Consider the following 21,220-nt stretch of genomic DNA (forward strand, 5'->3'; position numbering starts at 1 on the left):
GGCATCAGGCATTACTCTGTCTCCGTCACACTATTCTTGAAGCGCTTGGCGCTGCTTTGATCAAACTTGATGCGGAAGTCCAGCACGATGCCTTGAACACGGCCTTGAGCACCGCTGAAGTCATCATCATAGAATCCGCGGAAGTTGTACCCAAGGCTGATCCACACATCACGAATCGGGCTGTAGCCAGCCATCAGGCCAAAGGAGTTCATGCGCACATTGCTGTTGTAACTGGCCAGAGTACTGCCACGGACGCCAACGTCCCAACGGGGGGTAATGTCATAACGGTATTCGCCACCGATCAAGTCGGTGTAACCCGTGAAGCGCTGGCTATCGATAGTGTCGCCCACATATCGGGCACCGTACTGAAGGGATACCTGATGGCGCTCCTGCGCAACAAAGTTCAGGTGGGTGTTGTTGATCAGGCGATGACCATAGCGAGAGCCAAAGGCATCCCGTTGCTCGTCGTATACAACACGGCTGCGATTCAGCCAGAACCAGCTCTCGGAAAGGGGGCGACGGACATAGCTGAAGTCCAGCTCAGAGGAGCGCAGGATATCGCCAGTGCGGAACTTCTGGTCAAAGTGTAGTGCGCGGCCAGCAACCGTGTTGGTTTCATCAAGACGGTGCTGGAAACCCGACAGCAGGTTCCACTTGTCATCATTAACCGCATGGCGATATTCGACCCGGTTGGTCCACTGCCAGCTGGCATCCTGATAGCCGAGGCCGCCGGAGATAGCAGTGTAGTCGTTGCCATCGGTGCCGCTGGCAGGGGCGCGATCAGGATCAAAGGAGTCCACCGGGTTGCCGTCGACAAGTGTTTGGGCGCGGTCAAAGCCTATATCCGCGGTCCAGTACTGGGAAAGCTCAATAGTCTGGAACAGCCCTGCATGGGCCATCATGCGAGGACCATACTCATCCATGCTACGGCTAACCGATGTGCTTGCCGTCGCACCGCGCCATGGTGTGGCGCGGGCGCCTACGCGACTATCCTGAGTGCGCTGTTCATGGCTCCAGGTGAACTCCTGGTTGGCGAACAGGGACACTCGGTCAGTCAGGCGGTAATCACTGCCCAGCATCAGGCGGGAGGGATAGTCAGACTCGTCTGAACCGCTATTGATGCTGGTTTCACCCGTTGCGGACAGGGTCAGGCGCTTGTCCAACAGGTCTTTTTGGCCACCGGCAATAAGTTGCTGGCTTTCAAAAATACCGCCATTGGTTACGCTTTCCACATGGCGTGCACCGGCGAATGCCTGCCAGTCCGGCTGCTGGTATTCCACCCGGCCTTCGACAAGATCACGTCGGTTGCCTGTATCAGGAACCTGCTGGCGGCTGGCATCAGCGCTTACGGCGACATCTTCATTAATGCGGTAGCGGATGCCTGCTTGAATGTTGCGGGAGTCCTCATCACTTGGTGACTGCTGGGTAAGCCCGAAACCATCATCGGTTTGGTCAATGCGTACACGGGTATCTACTTGCTCCGAGGTGTACTGGTGCTCAAGCAGCCAAGCCTGATCATTGCTGCTGCCCGGTTGCAGATCCTGTCGTGTTCCGGCCAACTCCGCCTTAATGGTGTGCTGCTCGGTGGGCTTCCAGACCACGTCTGCGCCGATAAGTGAACCGGGTGCAGCCAGAGTATCGTCATTAACGGCGGTTATGCCGACAGTCAGACTTTCATCTTCATTGAACACAGTGGCGCGGCCGCCGGCCACGGTTTTTTCTGCGCCGACTTCCACTTCGTAGGTCACCACAATGCTAAGTGGATTGAACGATGCATCTTGAACGGGGATCGGCTGGCGGAAGAACATGGTGCCGTCAGCGCTGTCCAGGCTGTAGTCGATAAAGCGGGTCATGGGCGTGCTGCTGATCACTTCATTGGTGAAGCGGTCGCGGACTTCGACGGTGACTGTTTCGCTACCCGGCACAATCGGAGCGCGGCTCAGCCGGTACAGGCCCGAGGTGCCGTCCGGCTCAATATCATCGCGGATAAAGCCTTGAGAGCTGTCCGCAACAAAGCCCAGTGCGCTGACATTACGGCCACGCCATTCAGCTTTGGCACCGGTTAATACTCTTTGATAGCGCCCTAGCTCGGTGACGGTCAGACCGGTGTCGTAGTCACCGAAGAGAGCATAAAAATCACGCTTTTCCATTCGCACATAAAGTTTTTTACTGGATGGAGCATCGTGGGTGCGCTGTGCGTCATCGCCGTAAAGCACATACCAGCGCTGGGGGTCGATGGCTTGGTTCAAGGGGCGACCTTCCGGTACACGACGAGTGTCCAGCGCGGCGGTCAGCAGCCATTCTCCGGCAACCGTGCCGCGAGCAAAAAAGGCCATTTCACCGTCGACATAGGCATGTTTATCTGGCGAACCCAGATTTTGCATATTGCCGCTTAGCGTATTGTAGCCGACGGTTCCCTCGGCAAAGCCCACCAGAATCCATTCACGCAAATCCGGTGATACAGCAACAGTGAGCTCATCAGAAACCACTCGTCCATCAGTCAGACGCAGCCGGTAGGTGCCTGCGGTGCTGACCGGCGCAAAGCGAGCAATGCCATTCTGGTCCACCACAACCACGTCGCCACGGTCTTCCAGCGGGCTGGTGGTTTGGCTGTAATTGAGCGGCCGCAGGCTGCCACTGACAATACGCAGTTCAGTTTGCGCCTGTAGTGGTTGATCAAAGGCGTCGAACAAGTTGAGTTTCAGTTGAACCGGGGTTAAACCGTCTGCCACATTCTCGATGCTGTCGCCGCTGCGGATGCTTTTTAGTTCGCCACTGCGGCGCAGAGTTACCTTCTCACGGAAGCGTACGACGCCAAATCCGCCCTTGCCTTGCAGCTCAAAGTTATGTTCGCCGACACTATCAATCTCTACACCAACCCAGGTGTAAACCACGGTTTTGGTTGCTTCGTCAGCGATTCGTGAGCCGATGCGGGCATCTGAAACTTCCACGCCATCAAGCAGCAGCTTGGGTGTCAGTCGATCATCAAGACGGGCAGTGACACTGACGACGGGGTGAATAACCATCATCCCGTCAGTCAGGTTCAGAAAGCCTTTCTTGGCTTCCGCATCAGCCGAATCGTTGCGTTCGCTGGCTCGGTCGCGGTTCAGGCCGCTGTCGGCCACAACGGTGGCCAAGGTGGCATTGGACACCTGCTGCTGGGTAAAGAAGCGCACGGTGACACGGCGATTAAGCGCGCGGCCATCCGCTGTGTCGTTATCTGCAACGGGCTCATCCGGGCCTTTGCCGACAATGGTGATTTGCTCCAACGGAATGAGCAGTAGCTCTGACAGGTATCCTGCTACTGCACGTGCTCTTGCTTCTGAAAGCGCATAGTTATCATTGATCACACGACCAGCACGGGGAACGATGCGCTGGCTATCTGTGTGACCATAAACCTCCAGGCGTAAACCTGGTTTGCCGCGCAGCGTATCCGCCGCATTGCTTATATCTAAACGGTCACGCTCTGATAAGCCTGCGGACATGCTGGCGAAGCGGGGGCGCAGAACCAGCTCGTTGTCCTTCATCTGCGCGCCGGTGACTCTGACACTGTTTTGAGACGATACTGAAAAACGTTTGTTGTCCGGCGTGGTGCCAAAGGTGTTAAAGAGAATGCTTTGTTCCACGGTGTCACGGGTGTTCGGATCCACGGCAAGATCCATTTCAAGAGTGTGGCGCCAGAAATAACCTTCGACGGGAAACTGGAACTCATAAAAGTTGTCGCGCTTGATCGGGTCCGAGATGGGCTTGCCGTCGAAGCGGATGCTGCCGGGTACCGGAGTCAAAGTATGCGGAAGAAACAGGTGCGTGGTGACATTGGTGAAAAGCGTTTCACCATTGCCAATTGGCAGGGTGATACGCGCCACACCATCTTCCAGGCGAGTGGTGAGTTGCTGCTGTAACTGAGCATCCAGTGCCGGACGTACGTTGATGTACCAGTTCTCCCGCCACAGTGTGCCGCCCTGAACATTAACGAAACGGGAACTGGGGTTGCCAGCCTGCCGGGTGTTGTCATGGCATTGGCTCAGCGTATGGCGTGGTCCCAACGTAATGGTGTCCAGCTGCAGGACATGGGTGCCTGGGGTGACGCCTTCAATATGCCAGCGACCATGCTTGTCGGTGATGACACTGGTGCCATCCTCCATATAAATGCGTACGCCTTCGAGGCCAGGAGCATCCTGCTCACCACAGGATCCGGCAATAACACGGCCCATCAGGAAAGCGCGATCGTTGAAGAATGGCCGCTCCACCAAAACCTCTGCTTTGGCCATGTTTGATCGCATGATGCCTGCCGTTGCTTGAGCCAGGTTGGCGGCACGTCCGGCACGGGCGGCCACTGTGACCTCAGTAACGTAGCGAACAGTTCGGCTGGCTCCTGGAGCGATATTGCCGACATCAATAGTGAGCTGGCTGCCGCTTGGATCAATTGCTGGGTCGGCCACTGCAATGCCATCAATGCGCAGCGAACCTGGCTGATAGCGAAAGCCTGCCGGCAGGGAGTCGATGACCTGTGTGCTCAGGGCCGGAGCGATAGAGATGTTCTCTACATTGACATCGTAGGCGAGGAAGTCACCAGTCATCACCGCGCCGCGCTGGCTGGTCTTGGTTACGAACAGGTCCGTGTCTGGCAAAGGCGCAGCGCTGGTGGTGCTGCGACGTTCTGCCTGAATGCTGCCCAGTACCAGTGGGTCAACAAACCAGGGCGCGCCAGCAGTCAGACTGTCTGCAACATCTCCATTGTTATCGTAGCGAATCTCCACGGTACTGTCCGGTGGGATAACGATAGGGCTGCCGGGGATATTGGGCTGCAGGTAGCCCACATAAACATTGCTGTTGGTGGCTGTTTCTACTAGCGCGATGGTGTAGCTGTCGCCGCTGCTGATATCAATAGTCACGCCGATAAAGCGCCGACCATCAGGGCGAGTTGCAATGGCGGTCGGTGGCAAAATCGGGGTGTTCGCAACAATAAAAATTGGCTCCCGGCCCTCGTAAAAGTCGCTGGGAGCAAGAGGGATAGAGCTGTTCAAGGGCAGCGGGGTGCCCGCGTCATCGATAGGCGCCGGAAGCGCGCCAAGCAATGAGGGTGTGCCAGACAGGCTATCCGGGGAGGCAAAGTTGCCTTGCCATACTTGGTAAGAGTCAGGGGCGCCTGGGTCGTAGCGATAAAGACCAATACTCTCATAACGCAACACTTCTACGTTTGCGGTGGCGGGCACCACCGAGCCGGACCAGCTTAACTCTGCTGGTGGCTGAGTAACCACCAGTGCCGCGCTGGAAAAACCGCTAAGCAATAGCAGTAGCAGAGCGACACAGGGCATGCTCTGGCGCTGCCAGCCTTTCAGGCGTGGCAGGGACAGAGCGAGCCACACAGCGACGAAAACCCCACTGGCAAATGCCAGTGGGGTTTTCTCACTGAGGATAAAGCTCCGTTTCATCCGGGTTCCGTTACTGCACGGTGACCTGGAACGTCACTACGGCAGTTTCACCGTCAATGATTTCCCCCGGACCGCCGGTAGCACTGTTGACTTGCAAGCCACCAACAAGAGGGGAGTTCGGGCCAACGTCTGCCACCGGGGCGCCGTTCAGCGTGGTGCTGTTAGGAACATACGCGGTGAACTCCGGGATGCTGTCGGAGATGGTTGCGCCGGTGATGGTTTCAGTAGGAATGGTGCCTGCAGTCAGACGATACTCGAGCACATCGCCGGTGCGTGCAGTTACGCCGCTAGTGGCGAAGGCGCCGCCATCAGTTACGTTACGTACTTCCTTGATCAGGGTTGCGTCACCTGACAATACGGTCACGGTGCCGCCACCGATATCGTCAAAGGTGACTACGTCACCCGGGCCACCAGGGCCAGGAGCCGCTGCGGTACCGTCAATTACGATTTCGTGCTCACCTGGAGTGCCCGGGGTAAGCGGACTGCCTGCGTCCAGCTCGACGGTGAAGGTCTGTACTTCACCTACCTGAGTGCCGACCGGTACATTGCCTGCGATGATTGCCGGAGCAGATGCCTGAGGCGTCAGAGCCACAGCGGTCGGAGTCTCAGGCGTGGTGGTGTTGCCAGTTGTCGATGCCGGGGTACCCGGGGTGACAGAGCCGACGGTGTACAGATAGTCCGTACCACCAATGTTGATCCGCACGGTATCACCCGGAATCAGATTGTCCTCAGAGCCAGCAGCAATGAAGATCGTGCCCGCTTGTGAAGGCCGTGAGGTAATAGACCCTGCCAGAGTAACCTGAGGCGGAGTGATGGTTAGCGACGACGGAGCACCAACGTCTGTGTCATTCGTGCTTACCGTGAGGTCATAGATGTCACTGCCGTTGCTGTTACCGATAATGGTGTAGTTAACCGTTACCGAGTCACCAGCATTGGCGGTTACCGTTTCCGAAGTGATGGTCGGTGCGGCACCGATGGTGCGCACTTCAACATCCACGGAGGCAGTAACCTGTTGCCCGGTGCCAAACGTCATGGTGGCAGCGTTATGAATGGTAGCACCGCCACCGGTGGTGGCGAGAGCGTGGCCAGTTGTAGACAGCGCAGCCAATGCCACCAGTCCTGTAAGTAATTTTTTCATATCAATTCATCCTTTGTTGAAACTTCCGGTGACCGGCGAGGACGCCCGGTCACCGGGGGTTCCGTCAGTCAATGGTGACCTGGAAGATCACATGGCTTATTTCCGTGGCGAGCAGCGTGCCGCCATCCCCATTGCCTGCACCACCAGTGGTATCGTCGCCACCCGCGCCTGCGTAGACGTAGACGGTTCCGTTGCCGGTAGTATCCAGTTCGGCAGCATCGCCATCATCTGCGGTTTCATCCTGAGCGACGAAGGTGCCGTCACCTGGGTCAAGCTCGATGGAAGAAGCAACAAAAGTTGTGAACTGCGGAATCGGATCCGAAACCACGATGTTGTTCGCGGTACCTGCACCAGCGGCCCTATTATCGATAACAATCAGGTACTGCATGGTGTCGCCCGGATTTCCGGTAACGCCCGAGGAGTAGTAATCAACGCCATCAACAGTGATGTCGGCCGCAACCGGGTTGAAGGTGGTGAGCGGGGTGGCGTTGCGCACATACTTGGTCACGGTGAGTACAGGGCGGCGCACGGTGATTACAGTGGCAGTAAGTTGCGTGCCGGATACCGCTCCATCAAAGTCGGATGTGGCAGTCGACAGAATAGAGTGGGTGCCGGATGTACCCGCAGTAATCGTATCCGTGGTGATATCCACAGTTACAGTGTCACGTTGACCGATTGTTGTGCCGTAGATGAAGCCATTGGTAGTGCCCGCGGTCAGCGTAATGGTGACCGTGTTAGTGGCAGCGCCTGTGGTTTCATCGATACTGTCAATAACGGCAACTTCGGCTGTGCCAGTCGGGTCAATGACAATGGTGTCGCCCACTGCCAGGCCGTTGACGATGCCGTCATCTGTGCCATCAAAGGGTACGATGATATCGGTGTCAGTGGCAGAAATTGCGCTGGCCACGGTTGTTGCACCAAGATCAATGCTGGGATCATCACCGACCGCGTCAGCATCCATATTTGTACGTGTGTCTGCGGAGGTGAAGTTGTAGGTGTCAGGACCGTTGGCTGTGCTGGTAACGGTGTATACCAGACTGACCACGGTGTCTTCGGTGGTTGGGTCCACGTCTGCCGGTGATGATACCAGCGGTATAGAGGCAACCAGATTTACATCAATCTCAACACTAGCCGTTTCTGCTGGCTGTGCATTATCCGCAGCATCGCTGTAGTTCACCGTTACCGTATTGGTAATAGTGGTGTTTGCCGCCGTGGCAAAAGCCAGGCTGGGGATTAACGCTGCACTAGCAAGTAATGCGCTCCCCCCCAATAGTTTCTGTAAATGTTTCATTTTTTTATCCTCAGTGTTTGCACCCCGGTTTGGTGATGCGCATCAGGCCTGCTGGAGTGCGAAGGCGGCCTGATGTTTCTGCTAACTCGGTAAAAACCATGTTTTTACCGGGTTTGCAAAAAACGTTTTAATTACTGCACGACTACAGAAAACCCGCTGCTTCCCTGAGCACCTGCGCCGACTTCTTCAATAATCCAGCGAATGGCGTTGTACTGTTCTGGAGAGGCTTGGCGATCTTCCGGCTGACCATTCGTGCCAGTGACTTGATAGGTCAGGTTGCTGGCTTTTTTGAATGTTTTACCGCCGTCAATGGAGAAAAGAATCTCGCTGTTTTCCCCCCAGGCGCTGTTTGCCTGATAGGAAGTTGCTTCCGGCACCGGGTTATCAAGTCGCACATTGCGAGCAGCTTCATCGCCCGTATTGCTGTAGTTGATGGTGTAGAACAGGACGTCACCCGGCACGGTATCGGTGGCCGCTATGCGGCGAGTGACTTGCTGGCCATTTTCATCCACTTCTACAACGTCTTTCTCGGCGGAGATTTGTAGTGAAATCTGTGGTGCTGCCATCGCTATCATGCTGGCGGCGGTTAGGCCGAAGGCAAGCAAAGTATTGCGAATCATACTCATCATCATTGTGTCTCTCCTTTGATATTTATTGGTCCAGAGCCGTCTCCGGACTCCCGGCTAGTGGTTCCTGACCCTCAGCATGAGCTGCCTGCAGGAGTGCCATCAGCTGGTTTTGTGACACAGATCACTGATATTTTAGTGGTATCAGCATGCATATGTCCTGAACGCGCCATGAACAAGATATGAACATCTGTGGTTCTTGAGTGCTTGATGATCATGTATCCATGCCTACAAAGCGGTACCCGGCACCAGCCACCGTCTCAATGAGAGGGCCGGGCACGCCAGCGGCCTCCAGCTTTTTGCGCAAGCGGTAAATCAGCACCGTGACGGTCTCCTCGCTGGTGGTTTCCATTGGCGAGGACATGGCCCGGGCCAGCTGGCGCCGGTTACATAGACTGCCTTTTGCCTGAATCAGTTCTCTTAGCAGGTCCCGCTCACTGCGGGTCAGGCTTACCATTGCACCTTGGGGGCCGGTAACCCGGTATTGGCTGGGCTGCAGGTGCCACTCGCCGAAGCTCAGTGATGATGTCGCCTGAGTGGCTCCGGCGGCCCTGCGGGAGTTTTGTCTACGCAGAAAGTTGCGGATCCGGAACTCCAGCTCGCGAGCGTTAAATGGTTTGACGATATAGTCGTCTGCCCCGGCTTCCAGTGCTTCCAGCCGGCTATGCTCATCGCAGCGACCCGATACCACAAACACCGCGGTATCACCCGCGGCGGCCAGCTCTTTTAGAAGGGCTAATCCATCACCGTCGGGCAGATTGAGGTCCAGCAGCAACAAGTCGAACTTCTCGGTGGTGGACAAGGCTCGGAAACTGGCAAGATCGGCGGCCTCTAGCACCTGATAGTGCATCAGGGATAGAAAGTCTCTGAGTACGGCACGCAGGGCCGCGTCATCTTCCAGAACCAGAACCCGGTATGCTGGCGTCGCATTCATGGTCGGGCCTCCGCGCTTTGTGCCGGTGGCGGGAATGACAGGTTAAAGATCGTTCCGGCACCGGGAGTGCTGTGGATCGTCAAGGTCGCATTGTGGATGCGCACAATTCGATCAACGATATAAAGGCCCAGTCCCATTCCGGGCACACCGGTGGCAGTGTCGGCGCGGAAATATTTGTCCAGCACCTGGCTGAGCTCTTCTTTACTCATGCCGCATCCCTCGTCACTGATTTGTATAACTATTGAATAATCTGGGCGCTGCTCGGCAATGACATGAACAGATGAGTTTTTTGCGGAGTATTTCACCGCGTTGTCAATAATATTGTTGAGCATGGTGAGCAGTAGGTCGTAGTCGCCCTGTATGTAAATGTGTTCATCGCATACAACAGAGAAGCTCCGGTTCCCGGAGGAGATCATTTCTCCGTAGCTGATGCTGTTGTGTAGTAATTCGCTGATTTGAATGAATCTCGCATTTTTGCGCCACTCTGCGCTATCAAGTTTGTCTTCGCGTAGCGCCTGGTTGATTACGGCAGCCATTCTTTCGCTGGCGTGTTGTATTCTTTCGCAGTTGGTTGTGGCATGAACTTCCGGTGTGCGTGGGTCGCTGGCAATAAGGTCACTGGCCATCTGGATGACGGACAGCGGGGTGCGGAACTCGTGAGCCACCATGCGTAGAAACTGCCTTTGCTCCAGTGCTGCCTTCTTTTCTGCATCAAGAGCAACGGAGAGGCGAGAATATGTTTTCTCCAGATCAATGGATTTTTGTTTGCTTATCTTTAACTGTTGTTCAAGACTTTGATTGACCTGGTCCAGTTCAAATGTCCTCTGGCTGACCAGGTTTTCCAAAAGTTTCTCAGAGTGCCGTATGCTTGCCAGTGCGGATTCTCCAGCGCTTCGCATGGTTTTTTCCAGCTGAACATATTTGGTCGCCAGGGTGATAAACATTATTCCTATATGGCTCAGAACAATGATTATGAAGTTATTTTCTGAAAGTATATTTGGACCCGATAGGCCAAAAACCCAGGCAAAGCGGATAATCAAGCCAGTCGCAACAACGCCAAATGCGCTGGCGTATATGTAGGCGACGAGGCCGATTTCTTTGCGCAGAAAAAGAGTGGCAATAGGAATGGCTATAAATATTGCAGCGAAAATCATCCAGTAAAATGGGATGCTTATGTTGTAGAGCCCAAACATCATGGGGATGATGCCGATGATCGCGGCTGCAGATGAACTGAAAATCAATGCTTTATTGATTTTTGGATGATAAATCTTCAGGTCCGTGATTTTACTGAATAGAATCACCAGAGTTACCAAGCCTGCAGCCTGGAAGACAACTTGAAGCCACTCCAGATGCAGTGGCGTCGCCGGCGCTACGATAAAATGGATAATGCCTTCAATTTGAGCAATAAGAAGTGTGTATGACAGTGCGTATAGCAGGAAATACAGGTATACGGATTGCCTTAGGAAGGTAAGAAAAAGCAGGCTCAAAGCGCATACTAGGACTCCGGCGCTAAGCAAAGCCCCATAGAGAAACATGGCGCTGGCAGATTGGACAGCGAATGTATCGCTTTTCCACAGTGTCAGGTTCGCAGCGATGCTGCTGGTGCTTCGTAACTTGACGTAGAACGTTACCGGTCCTTCATTCAGGTGAGGCAGTTGATAAAGGGAGTGGCGCCAGGGGATGACTCGTTGCTGCCACGGTTCTCTGTCACCCTGAATGCCAAGATCCTGAACCTTGCCGTTGTGCACGCTGAATAGCCTGACGTGGTCGAGGAACGAAGGGGATACACCGAGCAGTCTCGGGACGTGCTCGATTTCTTGAGATACCGCGGTGAAGCGGATCCATATGGTGTCGCTTGTGTAGCCAAAGCTTGGCTGTCCTGCCGCATCAGTGAACAGGCCCTGACGATCACTAAGGATAATGTCATCAATGTTCATTTGCCCGCCACTGTCACGATACCAGGCCATACTCCCGGACAGTGACTGGTATGGCTGATCGTCGAGTACCAGTGTGGTTGCTGGCGACCATGACGAAGCCAGTAGCATCCAGATAAACATCAGTGCGCCTGCAAGACTCCTTGCAAGCGGGCGGGTGTTATCCAGAGGTCTCGCCATATCAGTTTCCGGGCATGTGTTGCAGTCTGTTAACTCAAGAACCATGCCAACATTAGATTGAAGCCAGAATGCCACATCATTCTTCTGGCATTTTCATTTTAGTTCAATAAATTCAAATGGTTGGGGGGTTATTCGGTGGGTTGATGAATTGCATGGATATTCACACAGGAAGGGTCAAAAAGGTGAGTTGTGCGTACTGCGTCACATTATGACAGGTCGCAGTGTTTTTCAGGTGAATACCAACAAGGGGCCCGCAGGCCCCTTGTTGGTGTTACCGCTCTGGCACAGCCGGAGGGAGTATTACGGCAGCAGGTGCTGCACCGCATCACGCTCTTCCGCCAGCTCTTGCTCGGTAGCTTTCATACGCTCGCGGGAGAACTCATTGACTTCCAGGCCCTGGACGATCTCCCAGTCGCCGTTCTTGCAAACGCACGGGAAAGAGTAGATCAGGCCCTTCTGGATACCGTAGGAGCCATCGCTGTAGATGCCCATAGAGACCCAGTCGCCATCGGTGGTGCCCAGCGCCCAGCTGCGCATATGGTCTACTGCAGCGTTGGCGGCGGAGGCTGCCGAAGAAGCGCCGCGAGCCTTGATAATGGCGGCGCCACGTTGCTGTACTTCTGGAATGTAGGTATCGGCATACCAGCTCGCGTCGACCTGATCTACGGCTACCTTACCGTCCACAACACAGTGGTGCAGGTCCGGATACTGGGTGCTGGAGTGGTTGCCCCAGATGGTCATTTTGTGGATATCGTTGATGCTCTTGCCCAGTTTGGTTGCCAGCTGCGCCATGCCACGGTTGTGGTCGAGGCGGGTCATGGCGGTGAACTGGCGTGGGTTGATATCCGGCGCGTTACGCTGGGCAATCAGTGCATTGGTGTTGGCTGGGTTGCCGACTACCAGCACCTTAATGTTGCGGCTGGCTACTTCATTGATGGCTTTGCCCTGTACCGAGAAAATGGCTGCATTAGCCTCGAGCAGATCCTTGCGCTCCATGCCGGGGCCGCGCGGACGGGCGCCGACCAGCAGGGCGTAGTCTGCATCTTTGAACGCTACTTTCGGGTCGTCGGTCTGAACAATGCCGGCGACCAGCGGGAATGCGCAATCTTCAAGCTCCATGGCCACGCCTTTCAGCGCTTCCAGAGCCGGAGTGATTTCCAGCAGCTGTAAAATCACCGGCTGGTCCGGGCCGAGCATGGAACCGGAGGCAATGCGGAACAACAGGGAATAGCTGATCTGGCCGGCGGCACCGGTAACGGCTACGCGAACGGGAGCTTTCATTAGGATCTCCTTGTGAAATCGCTTGTGGCGGTGGTGGATTCCTGACCGGCAGGGTGGCGCCGGTCGGTTAGGCGGGGCGCATTATAAAGAAGCCGGGCGCGGATGGCACGGTTCGTTTGGTGGGGCCATCCTTCGTCTATCTGGTTTGTCAGGCGAGAGCCTTTTCGCCAGCTTCAAGAGTCTGGAAAATCAGGGTATTGATAGTCATAGGGCCGACGCCCCCGGGCACAGGTGTCCAGGCCTTCGCCCGGTCTTTGAGCGGGCCCAGCTCAATATCACCCACGCCACCGGGGTGGTAGCCCGCATCAACCACGACGGCGCCGTCCTTGATCCATGCCGCCTTGATGAATTCCGGTTTGCCAACAGCGCCTACAACGATATCGGCGCGACGGATGTGCTCGGCCAGATCTGCGGTACGGCTATGGCAGATGGTGACCGTAGCGTTAGCGCCGAGCAGCATCATGGCCATGGGTTTGCCGAGGATGGCGCTGCGGCCGACCACCACGGCATGCTTGCCGGCCAGCTCAATATTGTGGTGCTCAAGAAGCCGCATAATGCCTTTCGGAGTGGCGCTGCCATAGGCGCGCTCGCCCATGCTCATTCTGCCAAAGCCGAGGCAGGTCACGCCGTCGACATCTTTTTCCAGCGCGATTGCATCAAAGCAGGCGCGTTCGTCGATCTGTTCTGGCACCGGGTGCTGGAGCAGAATGCCATGCACATCCGGGTCGCTATTAAGCGAGTGAATAGCTGCCAGTAACTCCTCAGTGGTGGTGGACTCCGGTAGCTCAATCTTGCGTGAGCCAAGACCGACACGCTGACATGCATTGCCCTTCATCTTTACATAGGTGGCAGAGGCGGGATCAGCGCCCACCAGAATGGTGGCAAGGATTGGCGTGCGCCCGTCACCCTGTGCTTTCAGCTTGTCCACCCGGATACGCATCTCGTTTTCAAACTGCTGGGCCAGGGTTTTACCGTCGAGAATCAGGGCAGTCATGCGTACTCCGCAAATGGTCAGGTCAGGGAAGGGGCCGCACGCTCCGGTGCGGGCGCGATTTTCGCACGCTGCTGCCTTTGGCGCAAAAGCACACAACCTGTCGGTGCTTTTACGCGCAATCATTTCCACTTGCGGGGCTTTTTCGTTGACGCTCCTCAGGGCCACGAGTAATATGCCGCCTCGCTCGAGCAGCTAGCTCGGGGTGTAGCGCAGTCTGGTAGCGCGCCTGCTTTGGGAGCAGGATGTCGGGGGTTCGAATCCCTCCACCCCGACCATCCTTCTGGATGGGTAATGTGACGGAATATGCGCCTGTAGCTCAACCGGATAGAGCAACGGCCTTCTAAGCCGTAGGTTGCAGGTTCGAGTCCTGCCAGGCGCGCCATCCGTGTGCCGGCGGAAATTTTAGTGGTGGCTGTAGCTCAGTTGGTAGAGCCCCGGATTGTGATTCCGGTGGTCGCGGGTTCGAGCCCCGTCAGCCACCCCACTATATTAGGAACCCGCCAAGGCGGGTTTTTTTATGCTTGATAGGCAACCCGCCGCGGTTGATTTATAATCCGCCGCCTTCATGGAGTATCCCTGTTTTTGCGATGCTCCTCCACGAGTTTAAATGCATTTAAAAAGAGGAAGTTATGCAGGTTTCCGTAGAAACAACTTCAGGTCTTGAGCGCCGTCTTACCGTGGCGGTGCCGGCCGAGCGTCTGGATTCTGCCGTTGAGCAGCGTCTGCTTGAAGCCCAGAAGAACCTGCGTATCGACGGTTTTCGTCCCGGCAAGGTGCCCATGCGTGAAGTTAAACGCCGGTTCGCCAGTGCCGTACGCAGCGAAGTGCTTAGCGACGTGATGCGTGACAGCTTCGTCAAGGCTGTAGAAGAGCAGAAGCTGGAGCCGGCCGGCATGCCGCGCTTTGAGGCGACCACCAACGAGCCGGGCAAGGACCTGGAGTTCGTTGCCGTTTTCGATGTGTTCCCGGAGATCGCGTTGGCCAGCTTCGATGCCATCAGCGTTGAACGTCCGGTCGCCGAAGTGACCGATGCGGACCTGGATAACATGATTGATAATCTGCGCAAGCAGCGCGCCAGCTGGGAAGCGGCTGACAGAGCGGCGGAGCAGGGTGATCGTGTGAATATTGATTATGAAGGTTTCAAGGGTGATGAGGCCTTTGCTGGTGGGTCCGCCAAGGGCCAGAATCTGGTGCTGGGCTCTGGCTCCATGATCCCCGGCTTCGAAGATGGTCTGGTCGGCAGTAAAGCTGGTGACCAGAAGACCCTCGAATTGACTTTCCCGGAGGATTATCACGCTGAGGAGCTTAAGGGGCAGGCGGTAAAGTTTAACGTCACCGTGAATAAGGTCGAGGCGCAGAAGTTACCGGAAATAGACGAGGAGTTTATGAAAGGCTTTGGTGTGGAGGGTGGCGATATGGCCAAATTCCGTGCCGAAGTTAAGAAGAACATGGGGCGCGAGCTGACTAACGCTATTCGTGCCAACATCAAAGGTCAGGTTATGGATGCGCTGGTTGGCGCCCATAGCTTTGACGTGCCGGCAGCGCTGGTGAGCAATGAAATCCAGCGTATGCGTCAGCAGATGATGCAGCAGTTTGGTGGTGGCCAGCAGTTTGATGCCAGTATTTTGCCGGATGACCTGTTTCGCGAGCAGGCCGAGCGGGCGGTACGGCTGGGTCTGGTGGTTCGTCAAATTCTCGAGCAAAACCAGCTCAAGGCTGATGCCGATAAGGTTCGTGCTCGGATTGAGGAAATCGCTGAGCAGTACGAAGAGCCGGCTGAGGTGGTCAAGTGGTTTTACGGCAACCGCCAGCAGCTTGAGCAAGTTGAGGGTGCGGTGCTTGAGGAGCAGGTGGTTGAACTGGTGTTGGCCTCTGCCAAGCAGAGCGATAAAGCCACTTCCTACGAGGACGTGGTTGCCAGCCAGCGTGCTCAGCGCTAATCAATCTGGTTGCTTTTTGAGCGATTAAACGGGGCCCACGGGCCCCGTTTCTGTTTATCGAGCATTTCCGGCTAATAAAGCAGCAGTCAGCAGGGTCTTCACGCCCCTTATATGGACGCACGTCGAAAGACCGACATAACATGGGTGCATAACAGGCCAGCTATACAACAAGGAACTGTCCGATGATTGATTTCAGCCGTATCACCTCCATGACGCCAGAGATGAACAAGTTGATCGAGGATCCGACTCGCTCCTCTCTGGTGCCGATCGTGATAGAGCAGACCGCCCGTGGCGAGCGCTCCTTCGATATCTTTTCTCGCCTCCTCAAGGAGCGGGTAGTATTTATGGTGGGTCAGGTGGAAGATCACATGGCTAACCTGATTGTCGCGCAGATGCTGTGGCTGGAGTCGGAAAACCCAGATAAGGATATCCACTTCTACATCAATAGCCCCGGTGGCTCTGTGACGGCGGGCATGTCGATTTATGACACCATGCAGTTCGTCAAGCCGGACATCTCTACCATGTGTCTTGGTCAGGCGGCCTCCATGGGCGCCTTCTTGCTGACTGCGGGTGCCAAGGGCAAACGTTATGTGCTGCCCAATGCGCGGGTAATGATTCACCAGCCATTGGGTGGTTTTCAGGGGCAAGCCTCGGATATCGAGATTCACGCCCGGGAAATCCTCAAGATTCGCTCCCAGCTGAACGAGCTGCTGGCCCATCATACCGGCCAGCCTATTGAGGTGATTGAGCGGGATACCGATCGAGACAACTTCATGGGTGCCGAGGCGGCCAAGGAATACGGTTTGGTAGATCAGGTTCTATCCAGACGCCCGGTGTGATGTGGGTGATTGGGTAAAATCTGAGCAAATAGAGGGGGCTTGGCAGTTCTGGGGTTGAAAAAACCGTATCCAGCCTGCATCTTGACCCTAATGACCAGAATTCGGGAGAGCTGATGACCGATCATAGCAGCGGTAAAGATGACGGTAAGTTGCTTTACTGCTCCTTCTGCGGCAAAAGCCAGCACGAGGTGCGCAAGCTAATTGCGGGCCCGTCGGTGTTTATCTGCGATGAATGCGTCGACCTGTGTAACGACATCATTCGTGAAGAGGTGCAGGAAGACAGTGCTGATAGCGGAGCAGACAAGCTACCGCGTCCGCATGAGATAAAAGAGACACTCGATGACTATGTGATTGGTCAAGAGCGCGCCAAAAAGGTGCTGGCGGTAGCGGTGTACAATCACTACAAACGGCTTCGTGGCGGCAACAAGACAAAAGAAGACATCGAGCTTGGCAAGAGTAACATTTTGCTGATTGGTCCCACTGGGTCTGGCAAAACGTTGCTCGCAGAAACCTTGGCCCGGTTGCTTAACGTACCGTTCACCATTGCTGATGCCACCACCCTCACTGAGGCTGGTTATGTTGGCGAGGACGTTGAGAATATTATCCAGAAGTTGCTGCAAAAATGTGACTACGACGTTGATAAGGCCCAACAGGGTATCGTGTATATCGACGAAATCGATAAGATTTCACGTAAGTCCGACAACCCTTCCATAACTCGTGACGTTTCTGGTGAGGGCGTGCAGCAAGCCCTGCTTAAGCTGATCGAAGGCACGGTGGCTTCGGTGCCACCCCAGGGGGGGCGCAAGCATCCCCAGCAGGAGTTTTTGCAGGTAGACACTTCAAATATTCTGTTTATCTGCGGGGGCGCTTTCGCAGGTCTGGAAAAGATTATTCAGGCGCGCTCTGAAAAAGGTGGCATTGGCTTCTCTGCGGAGGTCAAAAGCAAGGAGTTTGGTCGTACTGTTGGTCAGCTTTTTCAGGATGTTGAGCCGGAAGATCTGATCAAGTTTGGCCTTATCCCGGAGTTTATTGGTCGTCTTCCGGTTACGGCTACTCTGGAAGAACTGACTGAGGAAGCGCTGATCCAGATACTCACTGAGCCCCGTAACGCTCTGACCAAGCAGTACGGTCGGCTTTTTGAAATGGAAGCGGTGGAGTTGGATTTTCGTGAGGATGCCCTGCGCGAAGTGGCTAAAAGAGCCATGGAACGCAAGACCGGAGCTCGCGGCTTGAGGTCCATACTTGAAAATGTGCTTCTAGACACCATGTATCAGGTACCGTCGATGCAGGGTGTTGCCAAGGTCGTGATTGACTCGGCGACCATTCGCGGTGATTCGGAGCCGCTACTGATTTACAGCAATAGCGAAAAACCGGCATCCAAAGTGGCACCGGACTGACTCTGAAAAAGGCCTGTAAAGGCCTTTTTCAGTCTTGGTCGGAGTAACTTTTTACCAGTGAGGCGAAACGTGCTGAAAGAAATTCCGCTGCTGCCACTCAGAGACGTGGTTGTTTATCCGCATATGGTCATCCCGCTATTTGTTGGTCGGGCCAAATCCATTCGTGCTCTCGAGGACGCCATGGCTGGCGAGAAGCAGGTGTTGCTGGTTGCCCAGCGCAATGCCTCAGACGATGAGCCCACTCCTGAAGATATCCATTCGGTTGGTACTGTAGCCACTGTTTTGCAGATGCTTAAGCTGCCTGACGGCACGGTTAAAGTGCTGGTTGAGGGTGTCTCTCGTGCCACGGTGACCCACCTGATGATGGATGGGGCGAGTATCAGCGCCAGTATTGAAGAGCTGGATGAAATTACGCCAGATCTGGCTGAAGCCGATGCGCTGTCGAAGTCACTACTCGGTCAATTTGACGACTACGTAAAGATGTCGAAGAAGGTGGCACCAGAGATTGTCAGCTCAGTGACCAGCATTGATGAATTGGGACGTCTGGCGGATACCATTGCGGCCCACCTGCAGCTGAAGATTGAAGAGAAGCAGGACATTTTGCAGATGGCTAACATCCGTGAGCGGGTGGAGCACCTGATCGGTCTGATGGAAGGCGAACTCGATGTGTTGAAAGTCGAGAAGCGTATCCGTGGTCGGGTTAAAAAGCAGATGGAAAAGAGCCAGCGTGAGTACTACCTCAACGAACAGATGAAGGCAATTCAGAAAGAGCTGGGTGATCTGGACGAAGGTGGTAGCGAGCTGGAAGAGTTGGAAAAACGCATTGGCGCAGCGGGCATGACTAAAGAGGCCCGGGAAAAAGCCAAGGCCGAGTTGAACAAGCTGAAGATGATGTCACCGATGTCAGCGGAAGCTACCGTCGTGCGCAGCTATCTTGATTGGATGGTGAATGTGCCGTGGAAAAAGCGCAGCAAGATCAGTCATGACTTGGCGCGCGCCCAGCTGGTATTGGATCAGGATCACTATGGCCTGGAAGAGGTCAAGGACAGAATTCTCGAGTTTCTTGCGGTGCAGAGTCGGGTAGGAAAAGTTAAGGGGCCGGTGCTTTGTCTGGTAGGGCCTCCTGGCGTGGGTAAAACCTCCTTAGGTCAGTCTATTGCCAAAGCGACCAATCGTAAGTTTGTGCGCATGGCCGTGGGCGGGGTTCGTGACGAAGCAGAAATTCGTGGCCATCGCCGTACTTATATCGGCTCTTTGCCGGGCAAGGTTGTGCAAAAGCTTGCCAAGGTCGGTGTCCGCAATCCGCTATTTCTGCTTGATGAAATCGACAAGATGGGCATGGACCAGCGCGGAGATCCGGCGTCTGCATTGCTTGAGGTGCTTGATCCAGAGCAGAACAACACCTTCAACGATCATTATCTGGAAGTGGATTACGACCTTTCAGAGGTTTTGTTTATCTGTACTTCGAACTCGATGAATATTCCGGGGCCATTGCTTGACCGGATGGAAGTGATCCGTATTCCGGGCTACACCGAGGATGAAAAGGTCAACATTGCCCGCCAGTATCTGGTGCCCAAGCAGGTGGAGGCCAATGGCCTTAAGGGAGAGGAAGTCCAGTTTGATGATGACAGCCTGCGTCACATCATTCGTCACTACACTCGTGAAGCCGGGGTGCGTGGTCTTGAGCGTGAGATCGCCAAGGTTTGCCGCAAGGTGGTTAAAGCCAATTTGCTGGCCGGATCTTCGGAGCCGGTCAAGGTGGAGGGGATTGCTATTGAGCAGTATCTCGGCGTGAGAAAGTACAGCTTCGGCCGAGCAGAGGAGGCGGATCAGGTTGGTCAGGTCACCGGACTTGCCTGGACCTCGGTGGGCGGTGAATTGTTGACAATCGAGGGTGTCTCCGTGCCGGGCAAGGGCCGAGTCACTAGCACCGGTTCGCTTGGCGATGTTATGCAGGAGTCTATTCAGGCTGCCTGGACCGTGGTCAAAAGCCGTGCTCGTACGCTTGGTATCCGGCGCCGTCAACTTGAGCGTAATGACTTCCACATCCATGTGCCGGAAGGTGCTACTCCGAAGGACGGGCCGAGCGCTGGTATTGCCATGTGTACCACCCTGGTATCCGTACTCACCGGCATTCCCGTTCGGGCTAATGTGGCCATGACCGGGGAGATAACCCTGCGTGGGCAGGTGCTGCCCATTGGGGGGTTAAAGGAAAAGTTGCTGGCAGCTCATCGTGGCGGCATTGATACCGTCCTGATTCCTCAGGAGAACGAACGCGATCTAAAGGAAATTCCGGATAACATCAAGGCGTCACTGAAGATCATTCCAGTGAAATGGATTGATCAGGTGCTTGAGGTAGCGCTGCAGCACATGCCGACACCTCTTAGCGAGGCAGAGGTGGAGGAGGAAATTGCTGCGGAAAACAGCAAAAGGCCGGAGGTCGATGAAGACCGGGTTAGCACCCATTAAGGTTTCCATCAATAAAAAAACAGGGGGCTTCTAGCCCCCTTTTTTTTTATTTTTCCTGACTGCGTCGTTACGTTTGGTGTCACAGGTGAGATGTGGGCCGGGATGTCTGCTTTTTGATTTGCTCAAAAAAGCAGCGGATGAACCCAATGCGGTTTGGCTTTGGGCTTTTTTTTCCAAGGTGCGCTTTCGAAATAGTGTTTCGTAATCATAGGGTTCCGTGGTTATTTTCACCCTGTATGTAAAACCCGAGCAGAAAAAGCTGCAAATGGCCACGGATTCATACTTTACGCTGTGGCTGTGCTGCTATACTTCGCGCTGCCCGGTGCGTCGCTTTAGGCCAGTCAGGGCCAGTAAGGACGCGGGTTTTGCTTCCTTGACGGTACATGGGCCCGTTGGTATAAAGTCGCCTTGGTCAGGGAAAGAGAGCCAAACGCTCAACTAATTATCCGTATAAACAAAGGGGAACTTCGTGAACAAATCCGAACTGATTGATGCTATTGCTGCTGCTGCTGATCTGTCCAAAGCAGATGCAGGTCGTGCTCTTGACGCTACCATTGAAGCAATCACTGGTGCGCTGAAGAAAGAAGAAACTGTGTCGCTGGTCGGCTTCGGTACCTTTCAGGTAAAAACCCGCTCTGCTCGTGAAGGTCGTAACCCGCAGACTGGTGCTACCATTCAGATCGCTGAGGCGAAAGTACCGGGTTTCAAGGCCGGTAAAGCGCTCAAGGATGCAGTTAACTGAGTGCATGAGACGGAGCGGTA

General features: G+C 55.0%; 13 protein-coding genes and 3 tRNA genes. 8 read left to right on the forward strand and 8 right to left on the reverse strand.

From position 1 onward, the window contains the following. Positions 1–11 precede the first annotated feature (11 nt). The 8 genes from J1C54_RS06050 to folD form a co-directional block, all read right to left on the reverse strand. Positions 12–5,435 (reverse strand): OmpA family protein, encoded by a 5,424-nt coding sequence (locus J1C54_RS06050; RefSeq protein WP_229145881.1) that lies wholly within the window; start codon positions 5,433–5,435, stop codon positions 12–14. A gap of 10 nt (positions 5,436–5,445) precedes the next feature. Next, positions 5,446–6,573: a hypothetical protein gene (locus tag J1C54_RS06055; RefSeq protein ID WP_229145882.1), complete on the reverse strand. Its 1,128-nt coding sequence runs from the start codon at positions 6,571–6,573 to the stop codon at positions 5,446–5,448. A gap of 64 nt (positions 6,574–6,637) precedes the next feature. Continuing rightward, a complete protein-coding gene (locus J1C54_RS06060; RefSeq protein ID WP_229145883.1) occupies positions 6,638–7,864 on the reverse strand; it encodes a hypothetical protein in 1,227 nt (408 codons plus the stop codon). A 131-nt stretch (positions 7,865–7,995) separates the two neighbouring features. Further along, the gene (locus tag J1C54_RS06065; protein ID WP_229145884.1) at positions 7,996–8,496 is read right to left on the reverse strand and encodes a hypothetical protein; all 501 of its coding nucleotides are present in this window, start codon (positions 8,494–8,496) and stop codon (positions 7,996–7,998) included. A gap of 208 nt (positions 8,497–8,704) precedes the next feature. Next, positions 8,705–9,424, reverse strand: coding sequence for a response regulator transcription factor (locus tag J1C54_RS06070; protein WP_229145885.1), 720 nt, complete (start codon positions 9,422–9,424; stop codon positions 8,705–8,707). Further along, the gene (locus J1C54_RS06075; RefSeq protein WP_229145886.1) at positions 9,421–11,538 is read right to left on the reverse strand and encodes a sensor histidine kinase; all 2,118 of its coding nucleotides are present in this window, start codon (positions 11,536–11,538) and stop codon (positions 9,421–9,423) included. The genes J1C54_RS06070 and J1C54_RS06075 overlap by 4 nt, the downstream gene beginning before the upstream one ends. Positions 11,539–11,838: 300 nt before the next feature. Continuing rightward, on the reverse strand, positions 11,839–12,819 hold the full coding sequence (locus J1C54_RS06080) for a malate dehydrogenase (RefSeq protein ID WP_229145887.1): 981 nt from the start codon (positions 12,817–12,819) through the stop codon (positions 11,839–11,841). A gap of 148 nt (positions 12,820–12,967) precedes the next feature. Continuing rightward, a complete protein-coding gene (gene folD / locus J1C54_RS06085; RefSeq protein WP_229145888.1) occupies positions 12,968–13,813 on the reverse strand; it encodes a bifunctional methylenetetrahydrofolate dehydrogenase/methenyltetrahydrofolate cyclohydrolase FolD in 846 nt (281 codons plus the stop codon). Between the two features lie 198 nt (positions 13,814–14,011). Here folD and J1C54_RS06090 point away from each other — a divergent pair. The 8 genes from J1C54_RS06090 to J1C54_RS06125 all read left to right on the forward strand — a co-directional run bounded on the left by J1C54_RS06090 (position 14,012) and on the right by J1C54_RS06125 (position 21,200). Next, positions 14,012–14,088: transfer RNA gene (locus J1C54_RS06090), tRNA-Pro, on the forward strand. 30 nt (positions 14,089–14,118) lie between these two features. After that, positions 14,119–14,195 (forward strand) — tRNA-Arg (locus tag J1C54_RS06095). A 26-nt stretch (positions 14,196–14,221) separates the two neighbouring features. Then, a tRNA-His gene (locus J1C54_RS06100) sits at positions 14,222–14,297 on the forward strand. Positions 14,298–14,442: 145 nt separating this feature from the next. After that, positions 14,443–15,753 carry a trigger factor gene (tig, locus tag J1C54_RS06105; RefSeq protein WP_229145889.1) on the forward strand — a complete coding sequence of 437 codons (1,311 nt, stop codon included), beginning with the start codon at positions 14,443–14,445 and terminating at the stop codon, positions 15,751–15,753. A 182-nt stretch (positions 15,754–15,935) separates the two neighbouring features. Next, on the forward strand, positions 15,936–16,592 hold the full coding sequence (gene clpP, locus J1C54_RS06110; protein ID WP_304504401.1) for an ATP-dependent Clp endopeptidase proteolytic subunit ClpP: 657 nt from the start codon (positions 15,936–15,938) through the stop codon (positions 16,590–16,592). A 113-nt stretch (positions 16,593–16,705) separates the two neighbouring features. Further along, complete coding sequence (gene clpX / locus J1C54_RS06115) at positions 16,706–17,989, forward strand: ATP-dependent Clp protease ATP-binding subunit ClpX (RefSeq protein WP_229145890.1); 1,284 nt, start codon at positions 16,706–16,708, stop codon at positions 17,987–17,989. Between the two features lie 69 nt (positions 17,990–18,058). Beyond that, positions 18,059–20,458 (forward strand): endopeptidase La, encoded by a 2,400-nt coding sequence (gene lon / locus J1C54_RS06120; RefSeq protein ID WP_370635616.1) that lies wholly within the window; start codon positions 18,059–18,061, stop codon positions 20,456–20,458. A 469-nt stretch (positions 20,459–20,927) separates the two neighbouring features. Then, complete coding sequence (locus J1C54_RS06125; RefSeq protein ID WP_229145891.1) at positions 20,928–21,200, forward strand: HU family DNA-binding protein; 273 nt, start codon at positions 20,928–20,930, stop codon at positions 21,198–21,200. Positions 21,201–21,220 lie beyond the last annotated feature (20 nt).

Origin of the sequence: Alcanivorax sp. 1008 (assembly GCF_020667895.1) — a bacterium.
Classification (GTDB): domain Bacteria; phylum Pseudomonadota; class Gammaproteobacteria; order Pseudomonadales; family Alcanivoracaceae; genus PGZG01.